At 61.3% G+C, this 14346-nt stretch carries 13 protein-coding genes and 1 pseudogene; 4 read left to right on the forward strand and 10 right to left on the reverse strand.

What is annotated here, in order from left to right; translation table 11 throughout:
• Positions 1–68: 68 nt before the first annotated feature.
• Entirely contained in the window at positions 69–1319 is a 1251-nt protein-coding gene (locus BJI47_RS06020; protein WP_176224693.1) for a DUF445 family protein, read from the reverse strand.
• A 230-nt stretch (positions 1320–1549) separates the two neighbouring features.
• Here BJI47_RS06020 and BJI47_RS06025 point away from each other — a divergent pair, with 230 nt between their 5' ends.
• Together BJI47_RS06025 and BJI47_RS06030 are read left to right on the forward strand one after the other, a co-directional pair.
• Positions 1550–2254, forward strand: coding sequence for a TetR/AcrR family transcriptional regulator (locus tag BJI47_RS06025; protein ID WP_176224700.1), 705 nt, complete (start codon positions 1550–1552; stop codon positions 2252–2254).
• Between the two features lie 89 nt (positions 2255–2343).
• Positions 2344–3279 (forward strand): iron-siderophore ABC transporter substrate-binding protein, encoded by a 936-nt coding sequence (locus tag BJI47_RS06030; RefSeq protein ID WP_254900413.1) that lies wholly within the window; start codon positions 2344–2346, stop codon positions 3277–3279.
• Between the two features lie 69 nt (positions 3280–3348).
• Here BJI47_RS06030 and BJI47_RS06035 read toward each other — a convergent pair whose 3' ends face one another.
• On the reverse strand, positions 3349–3810 hold the full coding sequence (locus BJI47_RS06035) for a PPOX class F420-dependent oxidoreductase (RefSeq protein WP_088942866.1): 462 nt from the start codon (positions 3808–3810) through the stop codon (positions 3349–3351).
• A 42-nt stretch (positions 3811–3852) separates the two neighbouring features.
• Here BJI47_RS06035 and BJI47_RS06040 point away from each other — a divergent pair, with 42 nt between their 5' ends.
• Positions 3853–4758: a polyphosphate kinase 2 family protein gene (locus tag BJI47_RS06040; protein WP_088942867.1), complete on the forward strand. Its 906-nt coding sequence runs from the start codon at positions 3853–3855 to the stop codon at positions 4756–4758.
• A gap of 11 nt (positions 4759–4769) precedes the next feature.
• On the opposite strand, the gene BJI47_RS06045 is transcribed toward BJI47_RS06040, so the two are convergent.
• From BJI47_RS06045 to BJI47_RS06075, 7 genes are all read right to left on the reverse strand, one after another.
• Positions 4770–4991, reverse strand: coding sequence for a hypothetical protein (locus BJI47_RS06045; protein ID WP_088942868.1), 222 nt, complete (start codon positions 4989–4991; stop codon positions 4770–4772).
• 105 nt (positions 4992–5096) lie between these two features.
• Positions 5097–6137 (reverse strand): NAD(P)-dependent alcohol dehydrogenase, encoded by a 1041-nt coding sequence (locus tag BJI47_RS06050; protein WP_088942869.1) that lies wholly within the window; start codon positions 6135–6137, stop codon positions 5097–5099.
• Positions 6138–6242: 105 nt separating this feature from the next.
• Positions 6243–6518 carry a hypothetical protein gene (locus BJI47_RS06055; protein WP_088942870.1) on the reverse strand — a complete coding sequence of 92 codons (276 nt, stop codon included), beginning with the start codon at positions 6516–6518 and terminating at the stop codon, positions 6243–6245.
• Entirely contained in the window at positions 6515–8815 is a 2301-nt protein-coding gene (metE, locus tag BJI47_RS06060) for a 5-methyltetrahydropteroyltriglutamate--homocysteine S-methyltransferase (protein ID WP_088942871.1), read from the reverse strand. The genes BJI47_RS06055 and metE overlap by 4 nt, the downstream gene beginning before the upstream one ends.
• A 93-nt stretch (positions 8816–8908) precedes the next feature.
• Positions 8909–9793, reverse strand: coding sequence for a 3-hydroxybutyryl-CoA dehydrogenase (locus BJI47_RS06065; RefSeq protein WP_088942872.1), 885 nt, complete (start codon positions 9791–9793; stop codon positions 8909–8911).
• 44 nt (positions 9794–9837) lie between these two features.
• Positions 9838–11127: an isocitrate lyase gene (gene aceA, locus BJI47_RS06070; protein WP_084346246.1), complete on the reverse strand. Its 1290-nt coding sequence runs from the start codon at positions 11125–11127 to the stop codon at positions 9838–9840.
• Between the two features lie 391 nt (positions 11128–11518).
• Positions 11519–11932, reverse strand: a complete 414-nt coding sequence (locus BJI47_RS06075; protein WP_088942873.1) for a hypothetical protein — start codon at positions 11930–11932, stop codon at positions 11519–11521.
• A gap of 176 nt (positions 11933–12108) precedes the next feature.
• Between BJI47_RS06075 and ramB the strand changes: the two genes are divergently transcribed.
• Positions 12109–13521 (forward strand): acetate metabolism transcriptional regulator RamB, encoded by a 1413-nt coding sequence (ramB, locus tag BJI47_RS06080; protein WP_088942874.1) that lies wholly within the window; start codon positions 12109–12111, stop codon positions 13519–13521.
• Between the two features lie 28 nt (positions 13522–13549).
• On the opposite strand, the pseudogene BJI47_RS06085 reads toward ramB, so the two are convergent.
• A pseudogene (locus BJI47_RS06085) lies at positions 13550–14327 on the reverse strand (MBL fold metallo-hydrolase).
• Positions 14328–14346: the final 19 nt, after the last annotated feature.

The raw sequence follows: 14346 nt of genomic DNA on the forward strand, positions 1-14346 counted from the left end.
GAGTGCTAGCTTTTGCAAGCACTTAGCTAGCGCACGTGCCCAGGGGCACAATCGGCAGGTTCATCGCATCAGAAAATCAGATTCGACACCGCGTAGATGGCCAAACCTGCCAGCGCCCCGACAACGGTGCCGTTGATACGGATGAACTGGAGATCGCGACCCACTTGCAACTCGATCTTCGAACTCGCTTCTTCCGCATCCCAGCGGGCGACCGTGTCGGTGATGATCGTGGTGATCTCGTCGGCGTAGTTCGCAGCGATGTAACGCGCTCCGCCCAGTAGCCAGCCATCGACCTTGCCGCGGAGTTCGTCGTCGTCACGTAGACGCACACCCCAGCCGGCCGCATTCTCGCTGATCTTGCGTCGCAATGTGCTCGACGGGTCGTCCACCGACTCCATGATCAACCGCTTCGCGACCTTCCAGGTGGCGGATGCAAGCCCTGTGACCTCCGCGCGACCCATGATCTGCGACTTGAGCGATTCGGCCTTTTTGATCGTCACCGGATCATGCTGGAGATCGTGCGCATAGTCGACGAGGAACTTGTTGGCGGCCAGCCTCAGTTCGTGCTCCGGCGTCGACCTGACTTTCCAGGTGAACTCGACGAGTTCCTTGTATATCTTCTCCCCGAGCAGGGTGTCGACGAACTTCGGTGACCAGGTCGGAGAATCACGACTGACGACGCGCTCGATCGTCTCCTGACTTCCCAACGCCCACTGGTGAGCGCGCTCGGCGAGCATGTCGATCAACGGCAGCTGGCGATTCTCCTTGATGAGTTCGCCCAACACCCGACCGATCGGTGGACCCCATTCCGGGTCGGCGAGCCTACGCACGATGGTGTTGTCGATCACCTGTGTGATGTCGTCGTCGTTGAGCACTTCGACGACCCCGCGCAGCACCATCGCCGATTCGGCCGCGACCCTGTCCGCGTTCTCCGGCTGCGCCAACCAGGTCCCCAGGCGGAGCGGAATATGTGCCGAACCGATCTTTTCCGACACGACATCGGGCGCCAGGAAATTACTTCCGACGAACGAGCCGAGGCTGGCACCGAGCTGATCTTTCTTCTTCTTGATGATGGCCGTGTGTGGGATCGGAATACCCAACGGGTGCTTGAAGAGTGCGGTCACCGCGAACCAGTCCGCCAGCGCGCCGACCATTCCCGCCTCGGCCGCGGCCCGAACGTAGCCGACCCAATCGCCTGCTCCTCGCGACTCCTGCCATCTGCAGAACATATAGATCACGGTGGCGAATACCAGAAACCCCGTTGCGAGGCCCTTCATCTTGCGAAGGTCGCGACGCTTGGTCGCATCGTCGAAGTTCATCAGCTGCACCTCGCCATTGTGCCTGCGTTCGGCGAGCGCGGTTGTCCCGGACGCACCGATCCGCCCACACAGCTCGGTGCGGCAGGCATCGATACAGCCGGACGCCTAAGCTGAAGCGGGAAGAAAACGACGGGATACGGCGGATACACGTGGCGAGAAATACGACGACAGCGGCAAAAGTGAGCAGTCCGAAAGCAGCGGACGACAGCACACTCGAAGCAGAAGTCGACATCGAGAAAGCAGATACCGAGGCGGCAACGAAAGTAACGAAGCCGGACGGCAGAAAACGGCGGTGGCGCGATCACAAGATCGCCCGACGTGAAGAACTCGTCGACGGCACGTTGGCCGCAATTCGCTTGCGGGGCCGCGAGATCGGTATGGACGAGATCGCGTCGGAGATCGGGATCTCGAAGACGGTTCTCTATCGGTACTTCACCGACAAGAACGATCTGACCAACGCGACGATGACTCGTTACGTCGAGACGACACTGGCCCCGCGGATCTACAGGGCCATCTCGGAAGAACTCGACGAATATCATCTCACCCGGGCTGTCATCGCGGCATACGTCGAGACTGTCGCCACCGACCCCGAGGTCTACCTCTATGTGATGGCCAACAATGCCGGCACCAATCGTGACGTTGTCGCCGAGTCGGAGCGCATGATCGCCGAATTGCTGGCCACAGTCCTCGGCGAACGACTGCGTGCTCGCGAAATGGACTCCGGCGGCTCGGTGCCCTGGGCGTTTGCGATCGTCGGCGCCGTTCAGCTGGCTACGCACTGGTGGATCTCGAACAAGTCGATGTCGGCCGAGGACCTCATCGACTATCTCTGCATGATGATGTGGGGTGGAATCCACGGTGTCGCACAGGCAGACGGATCGCCTGCCAAGTTCAAATCACAACCGCACCCGCTCGTCGACGAGGACCGTCCCTGAGCATGACGCGTGAGGGTCCGGCACTTCAGAACCAGTAACATAGGTTAGCGTTACCTATGCGCTTACGGAGACTCTCTACATTCGCCCCGATGATCGCGGCACTCGCGGTTGTGACCATGACAGCCTGTGGCACCGGTTCGGGCAGCGAACCCTCGGCCGACGGCCCCACCGTCGACACGATGTTCGGCGAGGTCACCGTACCGGCCGCTCCACAACGCGTCGTCGCACTCGGATGGTCGGATGCCGAGACGGCGCTCGCACTCGGAGTACAGCCAGTCGCTGCAAGCGACTGGCTCGCCGTCGGCGGTGACGGACTCGGACCATGGGTCGAGGAAGGCTACGACACTGCGCCGACGATCCTCGGTACCTACGAGCTCGAGGTCGAATCGGTGGCCGCACTCGAGCCAGACTTGATTCTGTGGACTCGCAGCACGAACGACCAGGCAGTCTACGAGGACCTTTCCGACATCGCCCCGACCGTCGGCGCACCCGTCGGCACCAAAATCGCCTACGGAACAACGTGGGACGGGCAGACCCAATTGATCGCCGACGCGCTCGGCAAATCCGAGGACGGTCGCCACATCATCGACGAGACCAACGCGAAGTTCGACGCAACCGTCGCGGCGAACCCTCGGTTCGCCGACAAGACCGCTGCCGTCGGCACGCTCTTCAGCGGCCAACTCGGTGCCTACGTCGACGGGGACGTTCGCGTGGACTTCATGAACAGACTCGGTTTCGTCGACAAGCCCGAAATTCAGGCGCTCGCCGAGCCGAACAAGTATGCAATCACGCTCTCTGCCGAGAACACAGCTGCACTCGACGCAGATCTGACCGTCATGTTTCCGATCGGAAGCAGCGCCGAGTCGATCACCAACGATGCTGCCATCCAAGCTCTCCCCTCAGCTCGCGACGGCCGACTCGTCATCCTCGAGGACCGGGACCTGAACAACGCCTTCTCTTCCGCATCAGCGGCAGGTACCCAGTACGCCCTCGACAACGCAGTACCGCTCTTCCACAAGGGCTGATCACACTCTCCCCGGGGGGCTGATCACACTCTCCCCGGGGGGCTGATCACACTCTCCCCGGGGGGCTGGTCACACTCTCCCTGGCGGGAAACCACCTTCGGCGATCGGACCCCAGCTCTCGATCGTGATGCGTATCAACGATTTTCCTTGCTTCCGCATCGCTTCTCGATACTCGTCCCAGTCGGAATGCTCACCGGCGACGCTACGAAAGTACTCGACGAGCGGTTCCACCGAATCCGGGAGGTCGATGATTTCGGCCGTACCGTCGATTTGGACGTACGCATCGTTCCACTCGTCCGAATGAATCAGCGCGGTCACCGACGGGTTGCGACGAATGTTGTAGACTTTCGCGCGCTCCGGGTACGTCGCAATGACGATGCGGCCTTCCGCATCGAGCCCGGACGTCACCGGGGAGACTTGCACTCCGCCGTCGCGTTTACGGGTGATGAGGGTGAGGTGGTGTCGAGGAGAAACGAAGTCGAGCATCTTGGAGCGGTCGACGGAATGCGCTGACGCAAGTTTCGGAGCCATGATTCCCAGGGTAGATTCTCCGCCGCCGACTAAGGTCGGTAAATGGCCAAGTCATCCGAAAAGTCGGCGTCACCGAAAAACGTGGAATCGAAAGACGAGAAGCCTTCGTTGTGGTCTGCCCCTCCAGTCAAGATTCTCCGCGCAACCGATTCGACGCGAATCGAGGACATCGATTTCGATGAGACGCCCGGATTCGAGGGCACGAAAGCCGAAGGTCAGGCCCTCCTCCCGGAGCGCGGCGAAGTCCTTTCCGCCCTTCAGGAGAAGTTGTACGCCAACGGCCGTGCCGGAGATCTGCGCTCGATTCTTCTGGTGCTGCAGGGAATGGACACTGCGGGCAAGGGCGGAATGGTCCGCAACGTCATCGGAATGGTCGATCCGCAGGGCGTCGACCTCGCCTCGTTCGGGGTTCCCACCAGGGAAGAGAAGCAGCACCATTACCTATGGCGAATTCGTAGGGCCCTGCCCCGCGGCGGAAAGATCGGGGTCTTCGATCGCTCGCATTACGAGGATGTGTTGGTCGTTGCGGTCCACGACCTGGTTCCGCGCCAGGTATGGGAACCCCGATTCGACGAGATCAACGCATTCGAAAAGGACCTCACCGAAGAGGGGACGCTCATCATCAAGGTCGCCTTGTTCGTCTCGCCCGAAGAGCAGCGAGCGCGATTGCAAGAGAGGCTGGATCGTCCCGACAAGCACTGGAAGTACAACCCGGGCGACGTCACCGAGCGTGGATTCCTACCGCAGTACCGCACCGCGTACCAACGCGCCATCGACAGGACGAATACCGACTACGCGCCGTGGTTCGTCATCCCAGCAAACCACAAGTGGTACAGCCGGCTTGCGGTCACAGAGTTACTGATCGATGCACTCGAGCAGCTCCAACTCGACTGGCCCGCTGCCGATTTCGACGTCGAGCTGGAGAAGAAGCGGCTGGCTGAAAGCTAGAGCCTGGGCCGTCACAGCAGTCGTGGGGTATTGCGGTGGAGGCGGTGATCGTGCCTGACCACCCCTCCGACCAGCCCCATGGCGCCCGCGATGGCCACCACGCAGACACTGCCTGCCAACACTGCTAGAGCGTCGTACCCAGAACCCACTGCGACCAGGAACAAGCCCATCATAGTGACGGCAAGCAATGCCAATCCGTAACCTACCCAGCCTGCGAACGTATTGAGTTTCATGTCGGGTCCCTTCGCCGAAGAGAAATGTAGTGACCCAACTTCGACGCTACGCCCGCGTACTACGCCTTTTACATACATTTACGGATACGAAAGGCGTAAGAGAACTCAGAATGTCTTGGCGTCGATCACGAACCGGTAGCGAACGTCGCTTTTCAACACACGCTCGTACGCCTCGTTGATCTTGTCGGCTGCGATGGTCTCGATCTCGGCGCCGATGTGGTGCTCAGCGCAGAAGTTCAACATTTCCTGCGTTTGCGCAATGCCACCGACCATCGAACCCGCAAGACTCCGACGGTTGGCCGCCAGAGTGAATCCTCGCACCTTGATGGGCTCGGAGGGGAGTCCCAGGATCACGAGCGAGCCGTTCATCGCGAGCAAGGACATGTGCTTGTCCATGTCGATCTCTGCCGACACGGTATTGATGATCAGATCGAATTCACCACGAAGCTTCTTGAACGTCGCCGCATCGGAGGTGGCGTAGTAGTGATGTGCACCGAGTCGCTTGCCGTCTTCTTCTTTGCTGAGCGACTGGCTGAGCACGGTCACCTCGGCACCGAGTGCATTGGCGATCTTGACGCCGACATGCCCCAATCCGCCCATACCGATGATGGCGACCTTAGTGCCGGGTCCGGCTCCCCAATGCTTGAGCGGGGAGTACAGCGTAATGCCTGCGCACAGGAGAGGTGCCGCAACGTCGAGCTCGATTCCCTCCGGAATGGAAAGAACGAACCCTTCGGTGACGACGATGTGCGTGGAGTATCCACCCTGGGTGATGGTGCCGTCGGCCTGCTTGGAGTTGTAGGTCGCCGTCACGCCCTTGGCGCAGTACTGCTCTTCGTCGGCAAGGCAGGCCTCGCACTCGCCGCAGGAATCCACGAAGCACCCGACGCCGACGCGGTCGCCGATCGTGTGCATGCTGACATCGGAACCGACCGCGGAGACGATGCCCGCGATTTCGTGTCCTGGAACGACGGGGTAGGTGGTACCGCCCCATTCGTTCCGGGCGGTGTGAATGTCGGAATGGCAGATGCCGGCGAACTTGACCTCGATGAGGACATCGTTGGGTCCGAGCTCACGACGCTCGATGGTGACCTTTTCGAGCGGAGCCTCAGGGGCCGTCGCGGTGTATGCAGTAGCTGAAGTCATGCCTATATTGCTACCTACGCATCGGTAGTCATGCAAAGCGGACACTCCCGCCAGCAGGGTATTCCCAGCCAGCGGGAGTGATTGACAACAATCCGGACCGGTGCTCTAACCGTTGCGGGCGATATTGAGACCCAGCCAGCTGACATATGTGCCAAGTCCGATCAGGCCGATCTTACGAGTCTTGGGGTACGCAATGGCCGCACCGACAGCTAGTTCGGTAGCGCCGTTGCGGCTGATCCAGGTCTTTGTGTCACGAGGGAAAGGACGCTTGGTTATTCCTTCGAACGCCTCGGGAACGACGAAATGCGCGGCACCCGTCGCTGCCAATACGATTCCGAACACCTTCGGAACGAGTCCGCCGGACTTTTTCGACTTGCTCACTCTGCTGTCCCCTGTTCTGCGCGTCGGCGCACCCGTCGCGCCGCTGCCACCAAGTTACGCAACGAGGGTTCCAGTTGCCAGTGCCGGCGCGTTTTGAGGCCACCGTCGGGATTGGCCCACAATCGGTCGATGCCGATCGTCGAGGCTGCCTGGGTCAGTAGCTCGTCGAGTTCGTCGATGTCGGGGATCCGCGCCGAACGACTCTCGTACACACCGGGACCGACTCCATGGCTGAGGACGTTGTCCTGCAAAGCACCGAGAACCCAGTCGATGGATCGTGTTGCCACGATCGCAGTGACATCGGCATCGAGGTTCTCGATCGCGTCGACCACCGACGCAACAGTCGAGTACCCAAGATGCGTATGAATCTGGGTCTCGGGCTTTGCACCCGACGTTGCCAGCCGAAACGCCTCGACCGACCAACGAAGGTATTCTTTTCTGCCCTTCTCACGCGAGGGCAGCAATTCACGCAATGCAGGCTCGTCGACCTGGATGATCCCGATCCCGGCTTTCTCGAGATCGGCGATCTCGTCGCGAACGGTGAGGGCAACCTGGTCGGCCACCTCGTGGAGTGGTAGATCCTTCCGCACGTACGAACGGGCGAGCATGGTGACTGGTCCCGTCAGGATTGCTTTGACCGGCTTGTCCGTCAACGACTGCGCGAACGCTGTCCACTCGACACTCATCGGTTCCGGACGGGCCACGTCTCCGTACAGGATGGGCGGACGCACGCATCGTGATCCATACGTCTGGACCCACCCGTTTCTAGTCGTGGCAAACCCCTCGAGCGATTCGGCGAAGAATTCGATCATGTCGCTGCGTTCCACCTCGCCGTTCACCAGAACGTCGAGCCCGATGTCCTCCTGCAGCCGGATGACCTGCTCGATCTCTTCTTCGACGCGTGCGCGATAGTCAGCGGCCTCGATACGGCCTTGTCCCAGTTCGTATCTCGCCTGCCTCATTGCCGAAGTTTGTGGGAACGAGCCAAGGGTGGTGGCGGGCACCAGCGGAAGATTCAGCTTCTTGCGCTGCGCGATCTTCCGCGCGGAATAGGGCTGTCGAATCCGCATGTCGGGCGTGAGGTTGTAGACCCGGTGCCGCACCGCGTGCTTCTGCTTGAAGTGCACCTCGGTCGGCTTCTTACGCCATTTGTCCGACGGACCGTCGGTGAGCGCCTTTGCCAAGGCAACGACCTCGCCGACTTTTTGCTTCGCGAACGCGAGCCGGTCGGCCACGTTGCCGTCGATGTCGTACTCGCTCAGCACGTCGTACGGAACGTGCAGAAGAGTCGACGACGTCGAGACGACGAGATCTTGGCACACCTCTTTCAGTCGCTCGAGGTAGTCGAGCACGACGACGCGGTCGGCACGCCACACGCTGCGGCCGTCGATGACTCCCGCGTAGAGGCGTTTGCGTTTCATTCCGGGAATGGCGGCGAGCGCTTCCGGCTCGAGCCTGCCGGCGACGAGGTCCAGCCCGATTGCCTCGACCCTGGTGGCTGCGAGAATCGGCAGCGCAGATCCGAGAGACCCGTACTGACCCGTCACGAGAAGTCGGGGACGCAACGCCGTCGTCGACAGGGCGGTGTACGCGCGGTCGAGTGCTGCCAATTCCTCGTCTGATCGCTCGGCGGTGAAGGCGGGCTCGTCGAGTTGGACGCAGGTGGCACCTCGCAGGGCGAGCAACTCGAAGAGGGCACTGTACTGCGCAAGCAGATCCCCCAGCCGATCGAGCGGGGAGAATCCTTCCGCTGCCAGAGATCCGGCCTTGGACAACAACAGCAGCGATACCGGGCCGAGAACAACGGGGCGCAGTTCGATACCGCGGGCCTTTGCCCGATCGAACTCGTCCAGCAGGCTCTCCGCGTGCAGCGAGAACGGCGTCGACTCGTCGATCTCGGGTTGGCGGTAGAAGTAATTGGAATCGAAATACCGCACCAGCTCCAGCGGCGAGAGGTCCGGCTTGCCGCTAGCAATCGTGAAGTAGAAATCGAGCGGATGCATCTCCCCTTCGAGCGGGGCGAAGCGCGTCGGAACTGCCCCGAAAAGCAATGCGTCGTCGAGGACGTGATCATAGAAGGAGAAGGTATTTCCAGGGACTTGCGTCAACCCGGTTGCATGGAGTTCGTCCCAGGTGTCTTCCTGAATGGAACGACCGACGGACTGGAGTGCGGCGCGGGCGGCAGGCGTCGACTTACCGTTCCAATAGGTCTCGAGTGCGCGCTTCAATTCTCGCCGCGGGCCGATTCTCGGGTATCCCAGGATGCTCGAACCGAATTCGGCTGCGCTACTCGCCACGAAAGGGTTCCTTTCAGTGAGGGTGCAACTGCAGATATGAGTGGGAATACGTCGCCGACAACGTATTCCCACTCACCTGCGCGAAGCGCCTACCTATTTTGCAACGCGACCGTTCTCGTACTGGTAGAAACCTGATCCGGTCTTCTTCCCGACCAGCCCTGCCTCGACCATGCGTAGCAGAAGCGGCGGGGCAGAGAACAGCGGTTCCTTGAACTCTGCATACATCGAGTCGGCAATCGACTTGACGGTGTCGAGTCCGACGAGGTCGGCCAATGCCAAGGGCCCCATGGGATGTGCGAGGCCGAGCACTGTCGCTTTGTCCACGTCTTCCTTGGTGGCGAACCCGGACTCGACCATGCGAATGGCGGAGAGCAGGTACGGCACCAGCAGAGCGTTGACGACGAAACCAGAACGGTCTGCAGACCGGACGACCTGCTTGCCGAGTACTTCACTGGCAAACTTTTCCGCACGCTCGGCGACAGCCTGGCTCGTTTTGAGAGTGGTGACGAGCTCGACGAGCGGGAGCACCGGCACCGGGTTGAAGAAATGCATGCCCACAACACGATCCGGTGACTTGGTCGCGATTCCCAGCTTCATGATGGGAATCGACGACGTGTTGGACGCGAGTACTGCATTCGGGTCCGTCACCACCGAATCGAGCTCGGCAAAAATGTCGGCCTTGATCTTCTCGTCCTCGAGAACTGCTTCGACAACGAGCTGACGGTCGGCAAAGTCACTGAGGTCGGAGGTGAACCGCAACCGCCAGGCCGCCTGCTCACGTTCTCGCTCGGTGATTTTGCCGCTGCTGACACCACGGTCCAACGACCGCAGGATGCGTGCGCGTCCTGCAGCCGTCAGCTCGCGGGTCTGCTCGTAGACCAGCACATCGACGTGTGCGCGTGCGCACACCTCGGCGATTCCGGCGCCCATCTGCCCGATGCCGATAACGCCGACTCGCTGAATTTTCTCGCTGGTCACGTCAGCTCCTTGGCCTCACTGGTCGTTCGAGTCGGACGCGGCGATCAGTGGAACTGGCCCTCTTCGGTGGAGCCCTTCAGTGCTGCGGTCGAGGTGTTCGGGTCGACCGTGGTGGCGATGGTGTCGAAGTAGCCGGCACCGACCTCACGCTGGTGCTTGACGGCGGTGAAGCCACGCTCTTCGGCAGCCTTGAACTCGCGCTCCTGCAGGTCGACGAACGCCGTCATGCCTTCGCGGGCGTAACCGTGCGCCAGGTCGAACATGCCGTAGTTGAGCGAGTGGAATCCGGCGAGGGTGATGAACTGGAACTTGAAGCCCATCGCGCCGAGCTCCTTCTGGAACTTGGCGATGGTCGCGTCGTCCAGGTGCGCCTTCCAGTTGAACGAAGGCGAGCAGTTGTAAGCCAGCATCTGATCCGGGAATTCGCTGCGAACCGACTCGGAGAAGCGCTTGGCAACCTCGAGGTCCGGAACGCCGGTCTCCATCCAGATGAGGTCGGCGTACGGTGCGTAAGCCTTCGCACGAGCGATGCACGGCTCGATGCCGTTCTTGACGCCGTAGAAGCCTTCTGCGGTGCGGGTTCCGTCGAGGAACTCCACGTCGCGCTCGTCCACATCGGACGTGATGAGGGTTGCAGCCTCGGCGTCGGTGCGGGCGATGATGACCGACGGGACATCGGCGACGTCGGACGCAAGGCGAGCCGAGGTCAGGGTGCGGATGTGCTGCTGGGTCGGGATGAGCACCTTGCCACCGAGGTGGCCGCACTTCTTCTCCGAAGCGAGCTGATCCTCCCAGTGCACACCTGCGGCACCGGCAGCGATCATGGCCTTCTGCAGTTCGTAAGCGTTCAGCGCGCCACCGAAGCCTGCTTCGGCGTCGGCGACCACTGGCGCGAGCCAGTTGCTGACCGAGGTGTCACCCTCGACCTTGGCGATCTCGTCGGCGCGCAGCAGTGCGTTGTTGATGCGGCGAACGACGGTCGGCACCGAGTTGGCCGGGTAGAGGCTCTGGTCCGGGTACGTGTGGCCCGAGAGGTTGGCGTCGCCGGCAACCTGCCAGCCGGAGAGGTAGATGGCTTTCAGGCCGGCGCGAACCTGCTGCACGGCCTGGTTGCCGGTGAGTGCACCGAGCGAGTTGATGTAGTCCTCGTTGGTGACGAGGTCCCACAGGATCTCGGAGCCGCGGCGGGCAAGTGTTGCTTCCTCTACCACGGTGCCCTGCAGCTTGGAAACCTGTTCTGCGGTGAAATTACGCGTCACGCCCTTCCAGCGAGGGTTGGTGTCCCAATCCTGCTGGATCTCGGCGGTGGTCTTCGGGGTGCCGGTGGTCGACATCGGAGCTCCAGTCTCTTCTCATCTTCTCGGCCTGCGTCGAAAGGAATTCTTCACATCGTTGCCAGGCCCTTCGGGTGTACTCCAAAACAATGGCACACCCAAAAATGCCCGTCCACCTGTTGCTAGTGCCAATCTTGGCTAGCTTTTCAACACCCGTTGCTAAGTTTGCGAAGTTGAAGCAGGAACAATCCTTCACTGAACGGACAGGCCGGTTACCAGCCAGTAGGCCGAAACCGCAGGCTACGAACGCAATTTGAGAAACTATCCGCGAGCGCCTTACCGGACGATCGTACTGTTTGAACGAGGGCGTCTGAATCGAAACAGTGACGAAGTCGTTTCGCTAGGAGTGTGAGTGCAATCACAGTTCCCTCACAGGTGTGCCGGCCCTGAATCAACTCCACACGTGATCCCGATCCGCCTGCCGCGAGACGGAAGAGGCAACCAACCGACTCGCTTCCGGCGCCCGACGCGTGCTGGACACCACGCCGAGTACACCGAGTGACGCAATGATGACGCCGCCGACGACGGCGAACATGTCGGTCACCAACAGATCAGACGGGAACGCGAGAATCAACGGCGAGAGCGCCAGCGTCACCCCGAGAACCACGTGCGCCCAGTGGCTCGATCTCGACGCACTGGACATCGCCCAGAGGGCCGTGCCCGCCGACAGCATGCCGAGGATGAGGATGGCACCGGACACCCCGGTTGCTCCGTCGACGGGAAGCCAGATGGTCGACGTCACGAGGACCACTCCGGTGATCAGGACGATGGTGTCGCGTACAACTTCGTTCGTGTGGTCCGACATCTGGAGGCTCCCTCTTTGTTCGCGGCTGAACCTTTGGCTCGAAGGCTGAAATCAACTCCCATTTCTGGTATACGCCGACATGGGCCCTTCGGCGTCGTTTCATCACCGAATCGTGACCCGCGGGCGAGAAAGGTGAACTCTGTTAAGGGCCGTCTTCGCAGGCGTAGCCTGGGCGCATGTCCAAAACGTTCGTCGGCGTGCGGCTGCGGCAGCTTCGATCCGAGCGCAAGATGAGCCAGGTCGCACTGGCTGGTCAGCTCGAGATCTCGGCGAGCTACCTCAACCAGATCGAACACGACGTCCGCCCTCTGACAGTGCCCGTGCTGCTTCGCATTTCCGAGGTTTTCGGTGTCGATACCTCCTTCTTTTCTTCGGAGGACGACACCAGGCTCGTCGCCGAGCTTCGAGAGGTCGCACTGGACCAGGACATGGGCATCGCTGCCGACGCTCACGAGATCGCTCAGATGGTCTCGTCTCATCCGCAGTTGGCTCGGGCGATGGTGAACATGCACCGCCGGTACCGCAATACGACGGCTCAACTCGCGGCCGCTACCGACGAGCGATTCAGCGACGGCAGTGGCAGCGGTTCCATCAGTAAACCGCACGAGGAAGTCCGCGACTACTTCTATCAACGGCAGAACTATTTGCACGAGTTGGACACCGCCGCAGAGGAGTTGACCTCTCGTATCCGATTCCACCGCGCCGACGTCGGTGGTGAGATCGCCCGGCGGCTCGAAACTGTCTACGAGGTACAGATCGTCAATCGAATCGACCTCGGCGAGAATGTTCTGCACCGATTCGATCCGCGTACCCGGGTTCTGGAAATTTCCACGCACCTCTCGGGCGGTCAGAAGGTTTTCAAGTACGCGGCCGAGTTGGCCTACCTCGAATGCGCCGATCTACTGGACAAGATGGTGGAGGAGGGCGGTTTCACGAGCGAACAATCGAAGAAGCTCGCGATACTCGGGTTTGCCAATTATTTCGCTGCTGCCACCGTTCTTCCGTATCGCCAGTTCCATGATGTGGCAGAGGAATTTCGCTACGACATCGAGCGATTGTCGGCCTTCTTCTCGGTCGGCTACGAGACTGTCTGCCACCGCCTTTCGACGCTCCAACGGCCGAAGCTTCGTGGAGTTCCATTCTCTTTCGTCCGTGTCGACCGTGCCGGAAATATGTCCAAGAGACAGTCGGCGACCGGTTTTCACTTTTCCTCCAGCGGCGGTACGTGCCCACTGTGGAACGTGTACGAGACCTTCGCCTACCCGGGCAAGATCATGACGCAGATAGCCGAGATGCCGGACGGGCGTAGCTATCTGTGGATTGCCCGCACGGTCGAACGACGGGCCGCGCGCTACGGCCAGCCGACCAAGACGTTCGCCATCGGTTTGGGGTGCGAGCTCCGGCATGCAACTCGGTTGGTCTACGCCGATGGGCTCGATCTACACGGTTCGGCCGTGGCCACTCCGATCGGCGCGGGTTGCCGAGTGTGCGAGCGGTCGAACTGCCCGCAACGTGCGTTCCCCCCGCTCGGTAAAGACCTCGATATCGATGAGCATCGGAGCTCGGTCTCGCCGTATCGCGTTCGGTGATGTCACCGATTCGGCGTATCCCCGAGGCTCACTTCTCCTTGCGCAGCATCGCGCCCGCCGCAGCGAAGGCCGCGACCCGGCGGACCAGTGTCGGCGGCACCGCCGGTTTGCCCTCCCATAGGCGGTACAGCGTGGACATGCTCAGGACCAGCCTTTCCGGTGAGCCCCACTTCGAGAATGGCACGAATTCCGGGGACGCCATCATGTTGCGGGCGGCATGCACCGATTCGACTCCCGCATCGAAATGTTGGCGTCCGGCCGCGTCCACTCACGTCCAATAAGCCCGGAGCTTGCGCACCTCGTCGAGGCCGCAGATCGGACCATGGCCCGGAACGTAGACCGCCGCATCGAGCGCGATCAGATGGTCGAGTGCATCCATCCAATTCGAGAGTGGGCCGTGCCAGAGCATCGGGGTCGAACCGATGAACAGCAGATCGCCTACGACACCACACCTGCGTCCGGTACGTGGGCGATCAGGTCCCCCGCTGTGTGCGCCGGACCGAGATATCGCAACTGGACCTGACGTGTCCCTACGTCGATCCGCTCGGTCACTTCGAACGTCTGATCCGGCAGCCTCGGCAGCCTTCGTGGGAACCTCGCCCCTCCACGAACTGTGTTCATGTAGGTTCCGACGTCGCCGACGCCACCCGCTTCGCCCATCGGGTGTCCCACACGGTGTCGACCACCATCGACGCTGCCCCTCGGTCGACAATCAACCCGGTGTTCGTCTGGCCCCAACTACCTGGTGGTCGCAGGAACGCCCACACCCTGTCGGCGATTTGTTGCAGTCCTTCACCTGCGCTCATGGGTCAGCACGTTACCTGT

Origin of the sequence: Rhodococcus sp. 1168 (assembly GCF_002091955.1) — a bacterium.
Taxonomy (GTDB): Bacteria; Actinomycetota; Actinomycetes; order Mycobacteriales; family Mycobacteriaceae; genus Rhodococcoides.

What these genes read in the sequence shown, in the direction of transcription:
- BJI47_RS06050 (WP_088942869.1), bottom strand. Translation starts at nt 6,137, where the DNA reads ATGACTTCAGCTACTGCATACACCGCGACGGCCCCTGAGGCTCCGCTC.
- ramB (WP_088942874.1), top strand. Translation starts at nt 12,109, where the DNA reads ATGTCCAAAACGTTCGTCGGCGTGCGGCTGCGGCAGCTTCGATCCGAG.
- BJI47_RS06035 (WP_088942866.1), bottom strand. Translation starts at nt 3,810, where the DNA reads ATGGCTCCGAAACTTGCGTCAGCGCATTCCGTCGACCGCTCCAAGATG.
- BJI47_RS06075 (WP_088942873.1), bottom strand. Translation starts at nt 11,932, where the DNA reads ATGTCGGACCACACGAACGAAGTTGTACGCGACACCATCGTCCTGATC.
- aceA (WP_084346246.1), bottom strand. Translation starts at nt 11,127, where the DNA reads ATGTCGACCACCGGCACCCCGAAGACCACCGCCGAGATCCAGCAGGAT.
- BJI47_RS06040 (WP_088942867.1), top strand. Translation starts at nt 3,853, where the DNA reads ATGGCCAAGTCATCCGAAAAGTCGGCGTCACCGAAAAACGTGGAATCG.
- BJI47_RS06045 (WP_088942868.1), bottom strand. Translation starts at nt 4,991, where the DNA reads ATGAAACTCAATACGTTCGCAGGCTGGGTAGGTTACGGATTGGCATTG.
- BJI47_RS06030 (WP_254900413.1), top strand. Translation starts at nt 2,344, where the DNA reads ATGATCGCGGCACTCGCGGTTGTGACCATGACAGCCTGTGGCACCGGT.
- BJI47_RS06020 (WP_176224693.1), bottom strand. Translation starts at nt 1,319, where the DNA reads ATGAACTTCGACGATGCGACCAAGCGTCGCGACCTTCGCAAGATGAAG.